Source organism: Brevundimonas abyssalis TAR-001, from assembly GCF_000466985.1.
Taxonomy (GTDB): Bacteria; Pseudomonadota; Alphaproteobacteria; order Caulobacterales; family Caulobacteraceae; genus Brevundimonas; species Brevundimonas abyssalis.
In genome coordinates this window covers 1-15,674 of the sequence record NZ_BATC01000061.1, presented here as the reverse complement: position 1 = coordinate 15,674, position 15,674 = coordinate 1, and the positions used below count along the sequence as shown (strand labels likewise).

Annotated in this window: 16 protein-coding genes, 1 tRNA gene and 4 pseudogenes; 6 read left to right on the top strand and 15 right to left on the bottom strand. The window is 70.7% G+C overall.

The window, feature by feature from the left end:
* Positions 1-124: 124 nt before the first annotated feature.
* From MBEBAB_RS17740 to MBEBAB_RS17730, 5 genes are all read right to left on the bottom strand, one after another.
* On the bottom strand, positions 125-622 hold the full coding sequence (locus MBEBAB_RS17740; RefSeq protein WP_021698361.1) for a cytochrome c biogenesis protein CcdA: 498 nt from the start codon (positions 620-622) through the stop codon (positions 125-127).
* Positions 623-648: 26 nt separating this feature from the next.
* The gene (locus MBEBAB_RS17735) at positions 649-1,734 is read right to left on the bottom strand and encodes a protein-disulfide reductase DsbD domain-containing protein (protein WP_021698360.1); all 1,086 of its coding nucleotides are present in this window, start codon (positions 1,732-1,734) and stop codon (positions 649-651) included.
* Positions 1,735-1,867: 133 nt separating this feature from the next.
* Positions 1,868-2,674, bottom strand: coding sequence for an HAD family hydrolase (locus tag MBEBAB_RS12495; protein ID WP_021698359.1), 807 nt, complete (start codon positions 2,672-2,674; stop codon positions 1,868-1,870).
* Complete coding sequence (locus MBEBAB_RS12490) at positions 2,671-4,347, bottom strand: sensor histidine kinase (RefSeq protein WP_242397167.1); 1,677 nt, start codon at positions 4,345-4,347, stop codon at positions 2,671-2,673. Before MBEBAB_RS12490 ends, MBEBAB_RS12495 begins: the two co-directional genes overlap by 4 nt.
* A complete protein-coding gene (locus MBEBAB_RS17730; RefSeq protein WP_242397166.1) occupies positions 4,344-5,018 on the bottom strand; it encodes a hypothetical protein in 675 nt (224 codons plus the stop codon). Before MBEBAB_RS17730 ends, MBEBAB_RS12490 begins: the two co-directional genes overlap by 4 nt.
* Positions 5,019-5,126: 108 nt before the next feature.
* Between MBEBAB_RS17730 and MBEBAB_RS12485 the strand changes: the two are divergent.
* Positions 5,127-5,545 (top strand): annotated as a pseudogene (locus MBEBAB_RS12485) (metallopeptidase family protein).
* Between the two features lie 11 nt (positions 5,546-5,556).
* Here MBEBAB_RS12485 and MBEBAB_RS12480 read toward each other — a convergent pair.
* The 3 genes and pseudogenes from MBEBAB_RS12480 to tsaD all read right to left on the bottom strand — a co-directional run bounded on the left by MBEBAB_RS12480 (position 5,557) and on the right by tsaD (position 8,106).
* The gene (locus MBEBAB_RS12480) at positions 5,557-5,946 is read right to left on the bottom strand and encodes a Rieske (2Fe-2S) protein (protein ID WP_021698356.1); all 390 of its coding nucleotides are present in this window, start codon (positions 5,944-5,946) and stop codon (positions 5,557-5,559) included.
* A pseudogene (locus MBEBAB_RS12475) lies at positions 5,947-6,947 on the bottom strand (NAD(P)H-dependent glycerol-3-phosphate dehydrogenase). It abuts the gene before it with no gap.
* 10 nt (positions 6,948-6,957) lie between these two features.
* Complete coding sequence (gene tsaD, locus MBEBAB_RS12470) at positions 6,958-8,106, bottom strand: tRNA (adenosine(37)-N6)-threonylcarbamoyltransferase complex transferase subunit TsaD (RefSeq protein WP_021698354.1); 1,149 nt, start codon at positions 8,104-8,106, stop codon at positions 6,958-6,960.
* A 97-nt stretch (positions 8,107-8,203) separates the two neighbouring features.
* On the opposite strand from tsaD, the pseudogene hemC reads away from it, so the two are divergent.
* From hemC to MBEBAB_RS12450, 4 genes and pseudogenes are all read left to right on the top strand, one after another.
* Positions 8,204-9,096: pseudogene (hemC, locus tag MBEBAB_RS12465) on the top strand (hydroxymethylbilane synthase).
* Positions 9,096-9,653, top strand: coding sequence for a uroporphyrinogen-III synthase (locus tag MBEBAB_RS12460; protein WP_021698352.1), 558 nt, complete (start codon positions 9,096-9,098; stop codon positions 9,651-9,653). The pseudogene hemC and the gene MBEBAB_RS12460 overlap by 1 nt, the downstream one beginning before the upstream one ends.
* A 29-nt stretch (positions 9,654-9,682) precedes the next feature.
* A complete protein-coding gene (locus tag MBEBAB_RS18145) occupies positions 9,683-9,817 on the top strand; it encodes a hypothetical protein (RefSeq protein ID WP_021698351.1) in 135 nt (44 codons plus the stop codon).
* Between the two features lie 40 nt (positions 9,818-9,857).
* A tRNA-Thr gene (locus tag MBEBAB_RS12450) sits at positions 9,858-9,933 on the top strand.
* Positions 9,934-9,954: 21 nt separating this feature from the next.
* On the opposite strand, the gene MBEBAB_RS12445 is transcribed toward MBEBAB_RS12450, so the two are convergent.
* The 7 genes from MBEBAB_RS12445 to sdhC all read right to left on the bottom strand — a co-directional run bounded on the left by MBEBAB_RS12445 (position 9,955) and on the right by sdhC (position 14,959).
* On the bottom strand, positions 9,955-10,287 hold the full coding sequence (locus MBEBAB_RS12445; RefSeq protein WP_021698350.1) for a PilZ domain-containing protein: 333 nt from the start codon (positions 10,285-10,287) through the stop codon (positions 9,955-9,957).
* Between the two features lie 6 nt (positions 10,288-10,293).
* Positions 10,294-11,109, bottom strand: coding sequence for a D-glycerate 3-kinase plant type (locus MBEBAB_RS12440; RefSeq protein WP_021698349.1), 816 nt, complete (start codon positions 11,107-11,109; stop codon positions 10,294-10,296).
* Positions 11,110-11,111: 2 nt separating this feature from the next.
* Positions 11,112-11,432, bottom strand: coding sequence for a 2Fe-2S iron-sulfur cluster-binding protein (locus tag MBEBAB_RS12435; protein WP_021698348.1), 321 nt, complete (start codon positions 11,430-11,432; stop codon positions 11,112-11,114).
* Positions 11,433-11,507: 75 nt separating this feature from the next.
* Entirely contained in the window at positions 11,508-12,311 is an 804-nt protein-coding gene (locus tag MBEBAB_RS12430; protein ID WP_021698347.1) for a succinate dehydrogenase iron-sulfur subunit, read from the bottom strand.
* 2 nt (positions 12,312-12,313) lie between these two features.
* A complete protein-coding gene (sdhA, locus tag MBEBAB_RS12425; RefSeq protein ID WP_021698346.1) occupies positions 12,314-14,098 on the bottom strand; it encodes a succinate dehydrogenase flavoprotein subunit in 1,785 nt (594 codons plus the stop codon).
* A gap of 7 nt (positions 14,099-14,105) precedes the next feature.
* Positions 14,106-14,510: a succinate dehydrogenase, hydrophobic membrane anchor protein gene (sdhD, locus tag MBEBAB_RS12420; RefSeq protein ID WP_021698345.1), complete on the bottom strand. Its 405-nt coding sequence runs from the start codon at positions 14,508-14,510 to the stop codon at positions 14,106-14,108.
* The gene (gene sdhC, locus MBEBAB_RS12415; RefSeq protein WP_021698344.1) at positions 14,507-14,959 is read right to left on the bottom strand and encodes a succinate dehydrogenase, cytochrome b556 subunit; all 453 of its coding nucleotides are present in this window, start codon (positions 14,957-14,959) and stop codon (positions 14,507-14,509) included. The genes sdhD and sdhC overlap by 4 nt, the downstream gene beginning before the upstream one ends.
* Before the next feature lie 172 nt (positions 14,960-15,131).
* Between sdhC and MBEBAB_RS12410 the strand changes: the two are divergent.
* Positions 15,132-15,674 (top strand): annotated as a pseudogene (locus MBEBAB_RS12410) (hypothetical protein); the annotation flags it as partial.

Genomic DNA, 15,674 nt, shown 5'->3' with positions numbered 1-15,674 from the left:
CGCCGCCCGCCAGCCCATGGCCGCGACGATGGACAGGACGGCGGCCACGGTGCTGACCACCCCGCCGCGTCCCTCGGCCCGCGCCGCCTGCCGCCAGCCCACAGGAACAGGCCCAGGGCCAGCATCAGGCGCCGGTCATCAGCAGGGCCAGGGACTCCGCCCCGGCCTGACGGGCGAACACCCACACCAGCCACAGGGCCGCGCCGTACATGGGAAAGGCCAGCACGCCCTTGAGCCGGTCCATCCACGGACCGGGGCGCGGAAACCGCTTCAGCAGGCCCGGCGACAGGCTCACCGCCACATAGGGCAGGGCCAGACCCAGCCCCAGCATCAGGAACACCGCCACGGCCATGGGCGCGGGCATGACGAGCGCGGCGCCGAGGGCAAAGGCCATGAAGGGCGCGGTGCACGGCGCCGCCACCACCACCGCCAGAACGCCGGTGAAGAAGGCCCCCACGCTGCCCGGCAGGCGCGACAGGCGTCCGCCCGCGCCGCCCTCGGCCAGGCCCTGCGCCGCCATGCCCACATGGAACACGCCCGACAGGTTCAGACCCACCGCCAGCATCAGCAGGGCCAGGCCCGCAATCACGCCGGGCGACTGCAGCTGGAAGCCCCAGCCCACGGCCTGCCCCGCGGCCCGCAAGGCGATCAGGCGACGGCCAGGATCAGGAAGGTGGTCAGCACCCCGGCCAGGAAGGCCAGCCCGTCCCGCCGCGCCTCGCCCGGCTCGTGGGCCGAGGCCGACAGCGCCGCCGCCTTCATGGCCAGGATCGGGAACACGCACGGCATCAGGTTCAGGATCAGTCCGCCGATCAGGGCGAACAGCGCCGCCTGCAGGAACAGGCCGACCCCTGTCGGCGCCGCGCGCTCCGCCAGGGCGCCCTCGCCGGTGGTTCCCGCCAGCGGCTCGCCGACCTCGGCGGTGATCTCCCAGGCGCCCGCCGATGTGGACAGCACCCCGGCCATCGGGCCGTTCAGACCGCCGGTCAGAATGGCCCGACCGGCCGTCAGGGTCAGCGACAGGCCGTCGGATCCCCGCTCGCCCGGCTGTTCGGCCGGATGGTCGATGACCCCGCCCTCGAAGGGGAAGAAATAGACGTCGGAAAGATCTTCGCCCGACAGGGCCTCGCCCGTGACGGTCAGCAGCACCGTCTCGCCCTGACGCGTCACCCGCGCGGTCAGGTCGCCGGGGCGTGGGGCGGTCTCGAGGATGCGGGAAATGGCCGCGCCGTGCGCCCGGTCCAGCGGGGCCTCCCCGTCGTCCACGCGCAGGTCCAGCGTCAGGGTCAGCTCGTCCGGCACGCACATCTCGTCGCTGCACACCATGAACAGGGCGTCCACCGACAGCGACAGCACCGAGCCCGGCGCCGCATCGGCCGGGATCTCGATGGGGACCGGCAGATAGATCTGGTCCGAATAGCCGTAGTTCATCAGGCTCTGCAGCCGCTGGCGCTCGGGCAGGGGCCAGACGATGTCGCCCGCCTCCACCCCGCCGGGCAGGGTCCAGTCCAGTTCGGTGGGTCCGCCGGAGTCGCCCGGATTGCGCCAGTAGGTGTGCCAGCCGGGCTCGATGTCCTGCCGCACGGCCACCACGGCGGTGGAGCCCGGCGCGGCCCACTGGCTCATGGGGACCAGTTCGGCGGCGATGCGCTCGGTGCGCTGCACCTGGGCGTCGGCGGGCAGGGCCGCCAGCCAGACAAACAGACCGATCAGGACGGCCGACAGCGATCGCACGGGCGTTCAGTCTCCACAGGTGTTGCGGTTCCTGACGAACCCTAGCGATCCCGCCGACAGGTGCAACCGGAACCGGCGCCGCAGGCCTATTGATCCGCCGGACGGGTCCCGGCGTTGACCGCGATGCGGCCGATCAGCCTTTGACGATCAGATCGAGGGGCGAGCCCTCGCGATAGTCGGCGGCGGCGACGAAATTCACCCGGTCCTCCGAGATCAGCGAATAGATCTTCTGCTGGTCGCGGTCGGAATTGCGCGGGTCATAGACGGCGATGGAGAAGCCGCCCTTGGTGTGCATCATCTTCATGGTGGGCACGTCGGTGTCGCCGTCGCCCAGGAAGATCATGCGGTCGAACGGGATCGGCCGCTCGTCATCGGGGATGAAGCGGTTGATGCGCTCGTGCTCGTAGTGGTTCAGCACGCCCTTGTTGATGCGGAACAGGTACTGGGTCTTGGTGGTGTAGTTCACTCCCACCGCCGGCCACACGGCCACGCCCTTGTCATCATAGACGAATTTGGACGCGAACACGTGGCGGAAGGCATCGCGGATGGGACAGCCCTCGATCATCTCCTCCAGCCCGGCCGAGATGATGTAGTGCTCGATGTCCAGGCCGTAACGGGCGCCGAAGGCGTCGATGCGCGTGAACCAGCCGGGTCCGGTCAGGTCGGTCTTGAGCCCGTCGAACAGCTTCACGTCATGGCCGTGCTCGAGCAGGTCCCGTCGCGTGATCGGCTGGCCGTTCTCGCGCGCCCGGGCCAGCATCAGCTGCATGTACATCAGGATGTTGTCGCCGTCGGCCTCGCGGGTCAGGCGGTCCGCCTCGGCCCAGAAATCGCCGATGCCCATGCCGACCGAGGGGATGAAGGTCACCTCCTGCATGTTTCCCCGCGCCAGGGTGCCGTCGAAATCGTAGATCAGGGCGGTCTTGAGGCGTTTCGTCATGCCCGGCCTTCCTGAAGCTCGAGGCCCAGCTCCGGATGGGCGGCCGCCGGCTGGATGTCGTGCGGCAGGTGCAGGATGAAGCTGGCGCCCCGGCCCGGCTCGCTCTCCAGCTCGGCCCAGCCCCCGTGCAGTTCGATCAGCGCCTTGACCAGGGCCAAGGCCACGCCGGGCCCGCCGCGCTCGCGCTGGATGTAGCGGTCAAAGACGTGGGCCTGCAGGTGATAGGGGATGCCGTGGCCCGTGTCGGTGACGCGGAACCGCGTCTCGCCGACGCCGCGCGCGGCCTCCAGGGTCACGCGGCCGCCTTCGCTGATGGAGCGGGCGGCGTTGTCCAGCAGGTGATCCAGCGCCTGGACCAGTCGCTTCTGATCCGCCCGCACCGCGCCGATCTTGTCCGGGCAGACGACCTCGACCACCCCGCCGCGGCCCTCGACCCGCGCCCGCACCCGCTCCGCGCACTGCTCCAGCACGTCGCAGACCTGCACGTCGCCCAGACTCAGGTCCATCTCGCCCGCGTCGATCTGGGCCATGTCCAGCACGTCGTCGATGGAGCGGGCCAGCTGATTGGCCGCCACCCGGATCGCCCCCGCGTGCTGGCGCGTCCGCTCGTCCAGCAAGCCTTGCGCCTCCAGCAGTTCGGAATAGCCGACGATGGTGGTCAGGGGCGTGCGCAGTTCATAGGAGACGCTGCCCACGAACTGGCGTTTCAGCTCCTGACTCTCGCGCAGGGCCGCCTCCCGCTCGGTCAGGGCCTGCTCCAGCTCGCGCCGGGCGGTCACGTCGGCGAAGGCCACCAGGGTCGCGCCGTCGGGCAGGGGCCGCGTCTGCCAGGCGGCCAGCCGGCCGTCCTCGGTGCGGGTTTCGCCCGACACCGCCACGCGGCTCTCGGGATCGGGATCGGCCACCCGCGCCTTCAGGCCCAGCCAAAGGGCCGCGTCGGGCGCGGTGCGCTTGCACAGCTCGGCCAGGGAATCGAAATCACTGGCCTCGCCCAGCTGGTCTGCGGTCACGCCCCAGAAGGTCTCGAAGGCCTCGTTGTGCAGACGCAGCCGTCCGTCCGACCCGAACACCGCCACCGCGTCGTTCAGCTTGTCGAGGGTGGCGCGCTGCACCTGGATCTGGGCGTTGTAGCGGCTGCGCAGGTCCAGCTCGCCGGTGATGTCCGAGAACAGCAGCAGCACCCCGCCCAGCGGATGCGGCTGGCGGACCACCCGCAGGGTCCGCCCGTCGGGCAGGGACCAGCTGTCGTCCGGCGCGGCTTCGGTGGCCCCGTAGAACTCCAGCTCGTGCGCCTTCCAAGCCGGATAGTCGTCCCGCTCCGGCAGCTGGCGGCGCTGGCGCAGGCGATCCAGCAGTTCGGCGTGGGTCGGGCGGTCGTCCAGCCACGCCGGGTCGATGCCGAACAGCTGCTGGAAGGCGGTGTTGTGATAGGCCAGCCGCTTGGACGGGCCGAAGATGGCCACCGCGTCGGCCAGATGGTTCAGGGTCTCGTCGTGCCCCTCCACATGGCGGCGCAGGGTGTCGCGGGTCTCTTCGGCCTCGGTCACGTCCAGGGCGAAGGCCGCCGCGCCCAGGGCCTCGCCGCTTTCCGCCCGGCCCAGCGGTTCGGCGATGATGCGCCACGCCCGCCGCCGGCCGCCGCCGGAGGTCCAGCGGAACCCTTCCTGTCTCATGCCCAGCCGCGCGCCTCGGCGATCAGGGCGTCGGCGCCCCGGTCAAAGCCCAGGCCCCGGTCCACGGCGTCGGCCACGCTCTCGGCCTTCACCTCTTCCAGCCAGGCGCGGTTGGCCCAGACCAGCCGCCCGGTCCCGTCCACGCGCCAGGAGGGAACCGGCGAAAGCTCCGTCAGGGGCTCAGCCTCGTCCGCGCCGTCATGGCCGCGAAGCACTTCGCTGGACAGCTTCAGCCAGGCGGCGCCCGCCGCGGCCCGGCCCTGGACCCTGAGAATGCCGCGCGGCGTGCGGGCCAGGAAGTCGCAGGGCGCGCCCTGGGTCTGCAGCCGCGCCAGCCGGTCGGCGTTCTCCGGCGCGCTGGCGACCAGAGCCATCAGCAGATCACCCTCCCCGTCGCCCAGCAGCACGGCGCGCACCCGCCGGATGTCGGCGGGTTCGCCCTGGGGCTCCGCGCCTTCGCCATCCGCCGTCAGGCCCAGATAGATTTCGCCGAAGGCGCCCAGACCCGCGTCGCGGTCGGCCAGGCGCGATTCCAGGGCGGTCTGACGCGCATCCGCCGCCGACGCGCGCGCCAGCATGCGGTTTCTCAGCCGCCAGGCCCAGGCGCTGACAGACAGGGCCAGCCCTGCCGCCCCGGCGGCGGCCACGAAAGCGATGTCGGCCTCAGCCATGGTCCTCACCCGCCGATTCGGCGTTCACCATAACCCGGAACGGGCCAAATCCATCACGGTGCGGACCGCCACGTTGCCTTGGCGGCCCGCACGCCCGATATCAGCCCCATGACCGATGCCGAACCCGCCTGGACCGACCAGACCGCCCCCTCCCTGGATGACTTCGCCCGTCTGGCCGAGTCTGCCTTCGCCGGCCTGCCCGAGGGGTTCCGCGCCTTCGCCGGCGATGTGGAGTTCCGCATCCTCGATTTCGCCGATTCCGAGACCCTGTCGGAAATGGGCATGCAGGACCCGTTCGAGCTGACCGGCCTGTATCACGGGGTCGATCTGTCCCAGCGCACCGGCTTTGATCCGTCTCCGACGCCTCGCGGGTCTATCTGTATCGCCGTCCGATTCTGGACGAGTGGTGCGAGCGCGGCGACGTGGGCCTGTCGGAGATCATCGCCCATGTGCTGATCCACGAGATCGGTCACCACTTCGGCCTGTCTGACGACGACATCGACGCCATCGAGGACGGGCTGCGCTGACCCGGCCGCCGTCAGGCCGTGCGGATGACCCCGCCCGAGGCCTCCACCGGCCAGGGCGTCAGCCGCCCTCCGGCGCAGGGACCGCCCACGCATTCGCCGGTCAGGGGTTTGAACACCGCCCCGTGCCAGCCGCACAGGATCAACTCTCCGTCCCGGGTCAGGTAGCGGTCCAGCTCGATGGCCAGCGGAAAGCCCTGGTGCGGACAGCGGTCAACCCAGCCGGCCACCTGGTCGTCCTTGCGCACCACGAAGCCATGAAAATAGGCCTCGCCGATCTGCAGCACGAAGGCGCGCGAGCCGGGATCGGCGATGTCGGCCTCCGCGCACAGGGTCACGCCGGGCGGCGTCTTCCACACCCGCTTGCGCTCGGTCGGGGGTTCGGGCGGTCGGGCTTCAGCCACCTAGTCCGCCTCGACGCGGATCGGGCGGGTCAGCAGATCCTCTATGGCCTGGTCCACGCTCCAGCGCCCGGCCAGAACCTCGGCGGTGGCGGTGCAGATGGGCGCGTCCACCGCCAGCTTCTCGCACAGGTCGCGCACGGCCGGGGCGCTCTCATAGCCCTCAGCCACCGACCGCTTGCCGGCCAGGGCCTCCGTCACCGTCTGGCCCCGGCCCAGCGCCAGGCCCAGACTCATGTTGCGCGATTGGGGGCTGGAGCAGGTCAGCACCAGATCGCCCAGACCGCACAGACCCCGCACGGTCTCGGGCCGCCCGCCCAGAGCCTCGGCGATGCGGGTGATCTCGGCGAAGCCCGGGTGATCAGGGCGGCGTGGGCGCTGCGGCCCAGCTCGCGGCCCTCGACGATGCCGCAGGCGATGGCCAGCACATTCTTGATGGCCCCGCCGATCTCGGCGCCCACCAGATCGTCGGCCAGATAGGGCCGGAAGGTCGGGGTGGCGATGGCCGCGGCGATGGCCTTGCCCAGCGCCTCGTCCTCACAGGCCAGGGTCACGGCGGTGGGCAGGCCGCGCGCCACCTCGCCGGCGAAACTGGGGCCGGACAGCACCGCCGACGGCGTGTCGGGCAGCACTTCCGCCAGCACCTCGGTCATCAATTTCAGCGAACCGCGCTCGATGCCCTTGGAGCACAGCACCACCGGCGCGCCCCCGCCGGTCTGGTCCCGGAACGCCTCCAGCGTGCCCCGCAGGTGCTGGGCCGGCGGCACGGCCAGGATCAGGTCGCAGCCTTTCAGATCCGCCATGTCGGTGGTGGCGGCGACGCCGTCCTCCAGCGTCACGCCGGGCAGGAACAGGTCGTTGCTGCGCCGGTTGCGGATGCTCTCGACCACCTCGGCCTCGCGGGCCTGCAGCGTGGTCTTCAGTCCGGCCCGTGCGCAGACCTGGGCCAGGGCGGTGCCCCAGGCGCCCGCGCCGATCACCCCCGCCGTGCGGAACTCACCCATGGCTTCTCCCTTACGCCTTCGCGCCTTTGCGGCCTGTTTTATAGAGCGGATCGGCCAGGGCCGTCGCCTCGTCCAGCGGCCAGCGGGGCCGGGCCGCCACATCGATGTCCGAAACCAGCCCCAGCGCCAGTCGTTCCGCCCCGGCCAGGGCGATCATGGCCGCGTTGTCGGTGCAATAGGCCAGCGGCGGCGCCATAAACTCAAAACCGCATGCGGTCGCCGCGCGCTCCAGTTCGGTGCGCACCGTGCGATTGGCCGCGACCCCGCCCGCCACCACCAGCAGGCGGTGCTCATGGCGCGTCCCATAGTCGTCCATGGCCCGCGCCGACCGCTCGGTCAGCTGGCGGGCGATGGCCTTCTGCACCGCATCGGCCAGATCGGCCCGGTCCTGATCGGTCTCGCAGGTGGCCGCCAGCTTGGCCGCCGCCGTCTTCAGCCCCGAGAACGAGAAGTCGCAGCCCTTTCGCCCCAGAAGGGCCCGGGGCAGGTCGAACCGCGCCCCGTCGCCGGTCGCCGCCAGCTTTTCCAGCGCCGGGCCGCCCGGATAACCCAGGCCCAAAGTCTTGGCGATCTTGTCGAACGCCTCGCCCGCTGCGTCGTCGATGGTGGCGCCCAGCCGGGTCATGTGGCCGATGCCGCGCACCTCCATCAGCTGGCAGTGCCCGCCCGACACCAGCAGCAACAGGAACGGATAGGGCGCCGGCGCCGCCAGACGGGCCGACACCGCGTGGCCCTCAAGGTGGTTGACCGCGATCAGGGGAATGCCGCGGGCCAGAGCCACCGCCTTGCCGAAGCTGAGCCCCACCATGACCCCGCCCACAAGGCCGGGCCCGGCGGTCGCCGCCACCGCGTCCAGCCCCTCGAAATCCACGCCGGATTGTTCCATGGCCCGCCGCACCGTGCCCGCGATGGCCTCCACATGGCTGCGCGCCGCGATCTCGGGCACCACCCCGCCGAAGGGGGCGTGCTCCGCGATCTGGCTGTGCACCACGGAGGACAGCACCTGAACCGCGCCGTCCGGCATCTGCCGCACCACCGAGGCCGCGGTCTCGTCGCAGCTGGTCTCCAGCCCCAGCACGGTCAGGACGCGCGCTTCAGCCGTCTTCGGGGCCGCCGTTGCCGCCGCCGCCTCGCTGCTATAGTCCGCGCCCATGCTCATCGGGTCGAGGTAGCCCCCCGCCCCCTCCCGCGCAACAGAAAGCCCGCCCGCCTTGTCCACGCCCCTTCGCCTCGGAACCCGCCGCTCGACCCTGGCCATGGCCCAGTCCGGCATGATGCAGCGCGCCGTGGCCCGCGCGCTCGGCGCAGACGACGACAGCGTCGAGGACGCGGTGATCCTGGTCCCCATCGTGACCACCGGGGACCGCATCCAGGACCGCCGCCTGATGGACGTGGGCGGCAAGGCCCTCTTCACCAAGGAGATCGAGCAGGCCCTGATCGACGGTCGCATCGATCTGGCGGTCCATTCGCTCAAGGACGTGCCCGCCGACATGCCGCCGGGCCTCGTGCTGGCCGCCATTCCCGAGCGCGAGGATCACCGCGACGCCTTCGTCAGCGTCAATCACTCCGGTCTTGAAGACCTGCCCCACGGGGCGCTGGTGGGCACCGCCAGCCTGCGCCGTCAGGCCCAGCTGCTGGCCGCGCGGCCGGACCTGCGCATCGAGATGCTGCGCGGCAATGTGGACACCCGCCTGAACCGTCTCGCCGCCGGGGACTTCGACGCCATCCTGCTGGCGGCCTCGGGCCTGAACCGTCTGGGCCGGGCCGAGGTCATCACCGCCTGTCTGGACGTGGAGCGCTTCGTCCCCGCCCCCGGCCAGGGGCCCTGGCCATCCAGACCCGGTCCGCGGACGCCCTCGCCCCCTGGGCCGCCGCCCTGAACCATCGCCCCACCGCCGTGGCCGTGACCGCCGAGCGCGGCGCCATGCTGGCGCTGGAGGGTTCCTGCCGCACCGCCGTGGGGGCCTATGCCGTCATCGAGAACGACCGCCTGTCTCTGACCGCCGAGATCCTGAGCCCCGACGGCTCTGCCCGCTGGCGTCATTCGGGGGAAATCGACGCCCCCGACACCGAGACCGCCCACGATCTGGGCGTGCGCATCGGCGAGGCGGTCCACGCCGAGGCCGGCGATCAGGAACTCCCCGCCTGATGGACCGGCCCGCCCACGCGCCCCTGCGCCTGTGGGTCACCCGCGCCCGGCCCGGCGCCGAGGCCACCGCCGAACGCCTGACCGCCATGGGGCATCACCCGCTGGTCTCGCCCCTGCTGGCCGTCCGCCGCCTGAAGCCCCGCCTCGACCTGACCGGGGTCGGCGGCGTCGCCTTCACCAGCCGCAACGGCGTCGCCGCCTTCGCCGCCCTCGACCCCGAACGCGCCTTGCCGGTTTTCACCGTTGGCGACGCCACCGCCGAGTCCGCCCGCGAGGCCGGGTTCCGCCACGTTCGCTCCGCCTCCGGCGACGTGACCGCCCTGGCCGACCTGATCATTGCGCAGCATGGGGGCGGGGCCGTCCTGATCGCGGGCGCCCGCGAGCCCGCCGGCGACCTGCCCGGCGCCCTGACCACCGCCGGGGTGCAGACCCGCGCCGCCGTCCTCTACGCCGCCGTCACCGCCCCCGGCGGGCGCGGCCTGGCCGCGCTGAAACCGGCAAGCTTGAGGGCGTCCTCATCCACTCCCCCCGCGCCGCCCGCCGCCTGGCCGACCTGACCGAGGGCCTGGTCCCCGCCGCCGGCGCCGTGCCCGCGTTCTGCATCTCCCCGGCCGCCGCGGCGCCCCTCGGCGGCTCGCCCGCCTTCGCCCCCGTGGCCGCGGAGCACCCCGACGAAGCCGCCCTGCTGTCCCTTCTTGGCAAGCCGCGCCCGCCCGTATAAAGAGCCGTCCTCGCGCGCGGCCATCCGCCCCGCGCACCGGGCCGCCTTAGCTCAGCCGGTAGAGCATCGCATTCGTAATGCGAGGGTCGCGTGTTCGAGTCACGCAGGCGGCACCACCACTTCCCCGTTTACCGCCGTCAGCGACCGCCCGCTCTCAGCCAGGCGTCGCGTGCGGCGGCGAAGCGCTGGGGGACCAGGCCGTCGACGCGAGACGTTCCGGTGATCCTGAGGCCGGCCTCGTGGCCCTTCTTCCAGGCGACGCGGCCTTCGCGGGCGACGCCCTCGGCGATGGTCACTACCATCACGACCTCGGGCAGCTGCACGTCGCGCTGCAGCCGCAGGCGCAGGCCGCCGCGGGATTCGTCCACGACGGCGCAGCCCAGTTCGAGACCGGGCGCCACCACCAGGCCGCGCACATTGGTCAGGCGCCGAGGCTCTGACCGGCGGTCGTCCTTCTTGCGAAACAGCATGATGTCCTAACGCTCCGGTCCGCCGTTGGTGTCCACGTCCACGACCCGCCGGTCCCGGTCCAGGCGAACCACCGTGTCCGCCCGCACGCCGCCCGCCAGCATGTGGCGGGTGATGCGCTCGAAATGGGCGACGAAGCGGGCCAGCCGCGCCCGCTCATCCTTGCCGAGCGCCGGGGGGTCACTCCCCCGCAGCCCGGCTTCCTGTTCGCAGCGCCAGTCCAGTATGACACCGAAGCCCGGCGCCTTCAGAAAAAGGATCCCGTCGAAGCCGGTGGTCAGCGCGGCCTGGCCATCGGCCAGCCGGGCGTTGGCCGAACGCCGCCAGACGCCGTCGGCGTCCTCGCTCCGCTCCAGGGCGTTGACCGGCGCGGCGAGGGCGTCGGCGTTCTGCGGGATCGCGCCGATGAGCCAGCCGTCCACCAGAACGGCGCGCGGCCGCCCCTTGAAGCCGGGCCACTGCGACGGGGGCTTCCGGTCATCGGCCAGTTTGTCGAAGGCGGGCAGGGCCGTGGTCTGCTCCGGTCCGGCGGCGCCCAGGGCCGCGACCGTCGCGCTCAACAACGCCAGATCATGGGTCCCCGGCGGGCCGCGCGTGGCGAACAGGGGGTGGACCTCGCGCGCCATCTGTTCCCGCTCCGCCCGCGTCAGATAGACATCGTCCAGTGACAGGTGGGCGCAGCCCAAGGCCTGCGCCGCCGCCCGCGCCAGGGTGGTCTTGCCCGACCCCTGCGCGCCCGAGATCCCGATCAGCGGCACGTGGCCCGGCCGTTCGGCGGCCTCGATCAACCGCTCCACCGCCGTGATCAGGCGGGGATCGGTCATGGTCAGTGCTGGTTTTCCGGCAGGCGCACGATCAGGCCGTCCAGGTCGTCGCTGACCCGGATCTGGCACGATAGCCGCGAGTTGGGCTCCACCGCCTCGGCGAAGTCCAGCATGGACTCCTCCATGGCTGACGGCCGCCCCGTCTCCGCCTGCCACTCCGCGTCCACATAGACGTGGCAGGTGGCGCAGGCGCAGGCGCCGCCGCAGTCTGCGTCGATGCCCGGCACATTGTTGCGGATCGCGCCCTCCATGACGGACAGCCCGTTTTTCACGTCGACGACGTGCTCGGTCCCGTCATGCTCGATGTAGGTGATCTTGGCCATCAGCCCTCAAGTAGCGAAGCGATAGGGCGAAGGAAACAAGCCCTCAAGTCGCGAAGCAATACGGCGCATGAACCATCAGGCCGAAGCCTTCGCCTTGTTCCGCTCCCGGGACACCATCAGCTTCTTGGTCTCGGCGATGGCCTTGGCCGGGTTCAGGCCCTTGGGGCACACCTGGGTGCAGTTCATGATGGTGTGGCAGCGGTAGAGCTTGAAGGGGTCCTCAAGGTCGTCCAGCCGCTTCTGGGTGGCGTCGTCGCGGCTGTCGGCGATCCAGCGGTAGGACTGCAGCAGCGCCGCCGGGCCCAGGTAGTCCTTCTGGTTCCACCAGTAGCTGGGGCAAGAGGTGGAGCAGCAGGCGCACAGGATGCACTCGTACAGCCCGTCCAGCTTCTCCCGGTCCTCCGGCGACTGAAGGCGCTCGGTGGTCGGGTCCGGTTCGTCGGACTGCAGATAGGGCTGGATCGAGTCGTATTGGGCGTAGAACAGGCTCAGGTCCGTCACCAGATCCTTGACCACCGGCTGGTGGGGCAGGGGCGCGATGGTGATGGTGGAGGACGAGCACTCCTCCCAGCCCTTGGTGCAGGACAGGGTGTTGCGCCCGTCGATGGTCATGGAGCACGACCCGCAGATGCCTTCGCGGCATGAGCGGCGGAACGCCAGGGTCGGGTCGATGGTGTTCTTGATGTGGATCAGGGCGTCCAGCAGCATCGGCCCGTGGTCGTCGGCCGACACCTCGAACACGTCCCAGCGCGGATCGGAGTCCACCTCGGGGTCATACCGGTAGACCTTGTAGGTCTTGACGTTGGTCGCGCCTTCGGGGGCCTTGTGGACCTTGCCTGTGGTAGGCTTGGAACCGCGCGGAAGGGTGAGCTGGACCATGCTTAGTAAACCCTCGCCTTGGGCTTGATGTAGTCGATGTCGCTGGACATCGTGTACTCGTGGACCGGTCGGTAATCGATGGCCACGCCCTGTCCCGGACGCTTCCACGCCAGGGTGTGCTTCATCCATTCCGCGTCGTCGCGGTCGGGATAGTCCTCGCGGGCGTGGGCCCCGCGGCTTTCCTTGCGGTTGGCCGCGCTCTCGATGGTCACCAGCGCCTGATCGATCAGGTTGTCGTATTCCAGGGTCTCGACCAGATCGGTGTTCCAGATCAGGCCGCGATCGGTGGTCTTGATATCCTCGCCCGCCGCGTGGATGGCGCGCAGCTTGGCCACGCCCTCGTCCAGGGTCTTGCCGGTGCGGAACACCGCCGCGTCGGACTGCATGGCCCGCTGCATGTCGTCGCGCAGCTTGGCCGTGGGCGTGCCGCCGGAGGCGTGGCGGAAGCGGTCCAGCCGGGCCAGGTGGGCGTCGGTGGCGCCGGCGGGCGCGGCGGGGACCGGCGCGGCCTTGTCCACCACCTCTCCGGCGCGCAGGCCGGCGGCGCGGCCGAACACCACCAGGTCGGTCAGGCTGTTGGAGCCCAGGCGGTTGGCGCCGTGCACCGAGACGCACGCCGCCTCGCCCACGGCCATCAGGCCGGGCACCACGGTGTCGGCGTTGTCGCCCACCTTGGTCAGCACCTCGCCGTGATAGTTCGTGGGGATGCCGCCCATGTTGTAGTGCACGGTCGGCAGGACCGGGATCGGGGCCTTGGTCACGTCCACGCCCGCGAAGATCTTGGCGCTTTCGGAAATGCCCGGAAGACGCGCGTGCAGGGTCTTGGGATCCAGGTGATCCAGATGCAGGAAGATGTGGTCCTTGTTCGGGCCCACGCCGCGGCCTTCGCGGATCTCGATGGTCATGGAGCGGCTGACCACGTCGCGGCTGGCCAGATCCTTGGCCGAGGGGGCGTAGCGTTCCATGAACCGCTCGCCCTCGGAATTGGTCAGATAGCCGCCCTCGCCGCGTGCGCCCTCGGTGATCAGGCAGCCGGCGCCGTAGATGCCGGTGGGGTGGAACTGCACGAACTCCATGTCCTGCAGCGGCAGGCCGGCGCGCAGCACCATGGCGTTGCCGTCGCCGGTGCAGGTGTGGGCGCTGGTGGCCGAGAAATAGGCACGGCCGTAGCCGCCGGTGGCCAGGATCACCAGCTTGGCCCGGAAACGATGCAGCTGGCCGTTGTCCAGCTGCCAGGCGGTCACGCCGGTGCAGGCGCCGTCCTGCATGATCAGGTCCAGCGCGAAATACTCGACGAAGAACTTCACCTCGCGGCGCACCGACTGGCCGTACAGGGTGTGCAGGATGGCGTGGCCGGTGCGGTCGGCGGCGGCGCAGGTGCGCTGCACCGGGCCCTCGCCGAAATTGCGGGTCATGCCGCCGAAGGCGCGCTGATAGATCTTGCCGTCCTCGGTGCGACTGAAGGGCACGCCCCAGTGCTCCAGCTCGTAGACCGCCTTGGGCGCCTCGCGCACCAGATATTCAATGGCGTCCTGGTCGCCCAGCCAGTCCGACCCCTTCACGGTGTCGTACATGTGCCATTTCCAGTCGTCCTCGCCCATGTTGCCCAGCGAGGCGGAGATGCCGCCCTGGGCGGCCACGGTGTGGGAGCGGGTCGGGAAAACCTTGGTGACGCAGGCGACCTTCAGACCCTGCTGGGCGGCGCCCAGCGCGGCGCGAAGGCCGGAGCCGCCGGCGCCCACGACGACGACGTCGTATTCGTGATCGACGAATTCATAAGCAGCCATGTCGTCCTCAGGCCCCGAAGCCGGCGGGCAGCGGCGCAGACCCCAGCGCCAGCCGCGTGATGAAGAAGATGCTGGTCGCCGCCAGCACCAGGAAGATCAGGTTCGACAGGCCGATCAACAAGGCCTTGTTGCCGGGCCGGTGGATGTAGTCCTCGATGATCACCTTCCACGCCAGGCTGATGTAGCCCAGGAACACCACCGCCGTGACGCCGAGCAGCACGGCGTTGAAGGGGCTGGCGAACCACGCCGTCGCCGTGTCGTAATCGGCGCCGGTCAGGGTGAAGGCGCTGAAGGCCGCCCAGACGCCCAGCGGCATGAGCAGCAGCAGGGCGACCCGCTCCACCACCCACTCACGGGCCCCGTAGCGCTCGGAGATCTTCACGCGGTTCTTGTACTGGGCGTAGCCGCTCACAGCGAAACCTTCCCGGCAGCGAACAGGACGACCCAGAACAGCACCGTCAGGACCACCGGCCCCCACACCGAAAGGTGCGACAGCAGGTTGGCCGGCGCGATCTCCAGCGCTGCGCCGGTGTCCTGCACCAGGTGGCGACCGCCGTTCAGGATGAAGGAGAACATCACCAGGGTCAGGCCAAAGCCGATCAGCAGCCCCAGGGGCGATCCCATGAAGGCCATCACCCCGGCATGGGCCTCGGGCCCGAAGGCCAGGGCCCCAAGCCAGCCGATGACCAGGATCGCGCCGACGCTGGCGGCGCCGATGGTCATGCGGAACAGGATCGAGGCCAGCATGGTGATATGCCAGCGCCAGATCTGGAGGTGAGGGGACAAGGGCCGGATGCGGCCGTTGGGCTGGCGCACGAAACGGCCGGTCTGGTCGTCGTCGGCGTCTGAGGCGGTCGACATGCGAATCGTTCTCAAACCATTGAAAAATCAGCGATGATGCAGTGCGGAAAGCTTTACGAACCTGCGCAGGGGGGTGTCAACGCGGCAGGCTTCACGGTTCGCTCAACAGCCCGGATTCCCTTGCTGGCAGGCCCGGTCTTGCGCTGCGGCCTCCTGTCGCTACCCTTTCCCCATGATCTGGATCGCCATGACCCTCGCCATGACCGCCGCACAGGACGGCCCGGTCGCCTATGAGGCGGCTTCGCCCACCTCGCTGGAGCTGTACTCCGGCCCGCCGGTGCGGCCTTACGAGCCGTCGTGGGACACCCCGGGCGCCGAGGGCGACGCCTATATGATCACCCGCCGCGCGCTGGAGGCGCCGGCCCTGCTGGAATCCTATGACGGGACCTACGAGACCACCCCCACCGACGCCGAGGTGGTCTATCAGCAGGGGGTCACGTCCGCCGCCCTCCGGGCCAATTCCATCATGGGGCCGCTGGACGGCCGCTGGCGCGTCACGGCTCCGGACGGCGCCCCGGTGCTTGAGCTTCTGATGATGGACCGGGGCGACGGCGCCCTGGTGGAAGGGGCCTGGCGCGAGCCCACGGCCCCGGACGCCGCCCTGACCAGCCGCCGCCTGGGCGCCCTGTCGCTGGTGGTGCGGTCGGGCGAGACCCTGACCATCGAGGTGGACGACCCCGACGGCCCGGGCCGTCTCAGCCTCGAGCGGACGCGC

Coding starts and splice junctions, on each gene's coding strand:
- MBEBAB_RS12460 (WP_021698352.1), top strand. CDS start 9,096: ATGGACCGGCCCGCCCACGCGCCCCTGCGCCTGTGGGTCACCCGCGCC.
- MBEBAB_RS12435 (WP_021698348.1), bottom strand. CDS start 11,432: ATGGCCAAGATCACCTACATCGAGCATGACGGGACCGAGCACGTCGTC.
- MBEBAB_RS12430 (WP_021698347.1), bottom strand. CDS start 12,311: ATGGTCCAGCTCACCCTTCCGCGCGGTTCCAAGCCTACCACAGGCAAG.
- MBEBAB_RS12490 (WP_242397167.1), bottom strand. CDS start 4,347: ATGAGACAGGAAGGGTTCCGCTGGACCTCCGGCGGCGGCCGGCGGCGG.
- tsaD (WP_021698354.1), bottom strand. CDS start 8,106: ATGAGCATGGGCGCGGACTATAGCAGCGAGGCGGCGGCGGCAACGGCG.
- MBEBAB_RS12495 (WP_021698359.1), bottom strand. CDS start 2,674: ATGACGAAACGCCTCAAGACCGCCCTGATCTACGATTTCGACGGCACC.
- MBEBAB_RS12445 (WP_021698350.1), bottom strand. CDS start 10,287: ATGCTGTTTCGCAAGAAGGACGACCGCCGGTCAGAGCCTCGGCGCCTG.
- sdhA (WP_021698346.1), bottom strand. CDS start 14,098: ATGGCTGCTTATGAATTCGTCGATCACGAATACGACGTCGTCGTCGTG.
- MBEBAB_RS12440 (WP_021698349.1), bottom strand. CDS start 11,109: ATGACCGATCCCCGCCTGATCACGGCGGTGGAGCGGTTGATCGAGGCC.
- sdhC (WP_021698344.1), bottom strand. CDS start 14,959: ATGTCGACCGCCTCAGACGCCGACGACGACCAGACCGGCCGTTTCGTG.
- MBEBAB_RS17730 (WP_242397166.1), bottom strand. CDS start 5,018: ATGGCTGAGGCCGACATCGCTTTCGTGGCCGCCGCCGGGGCGGCAGGG.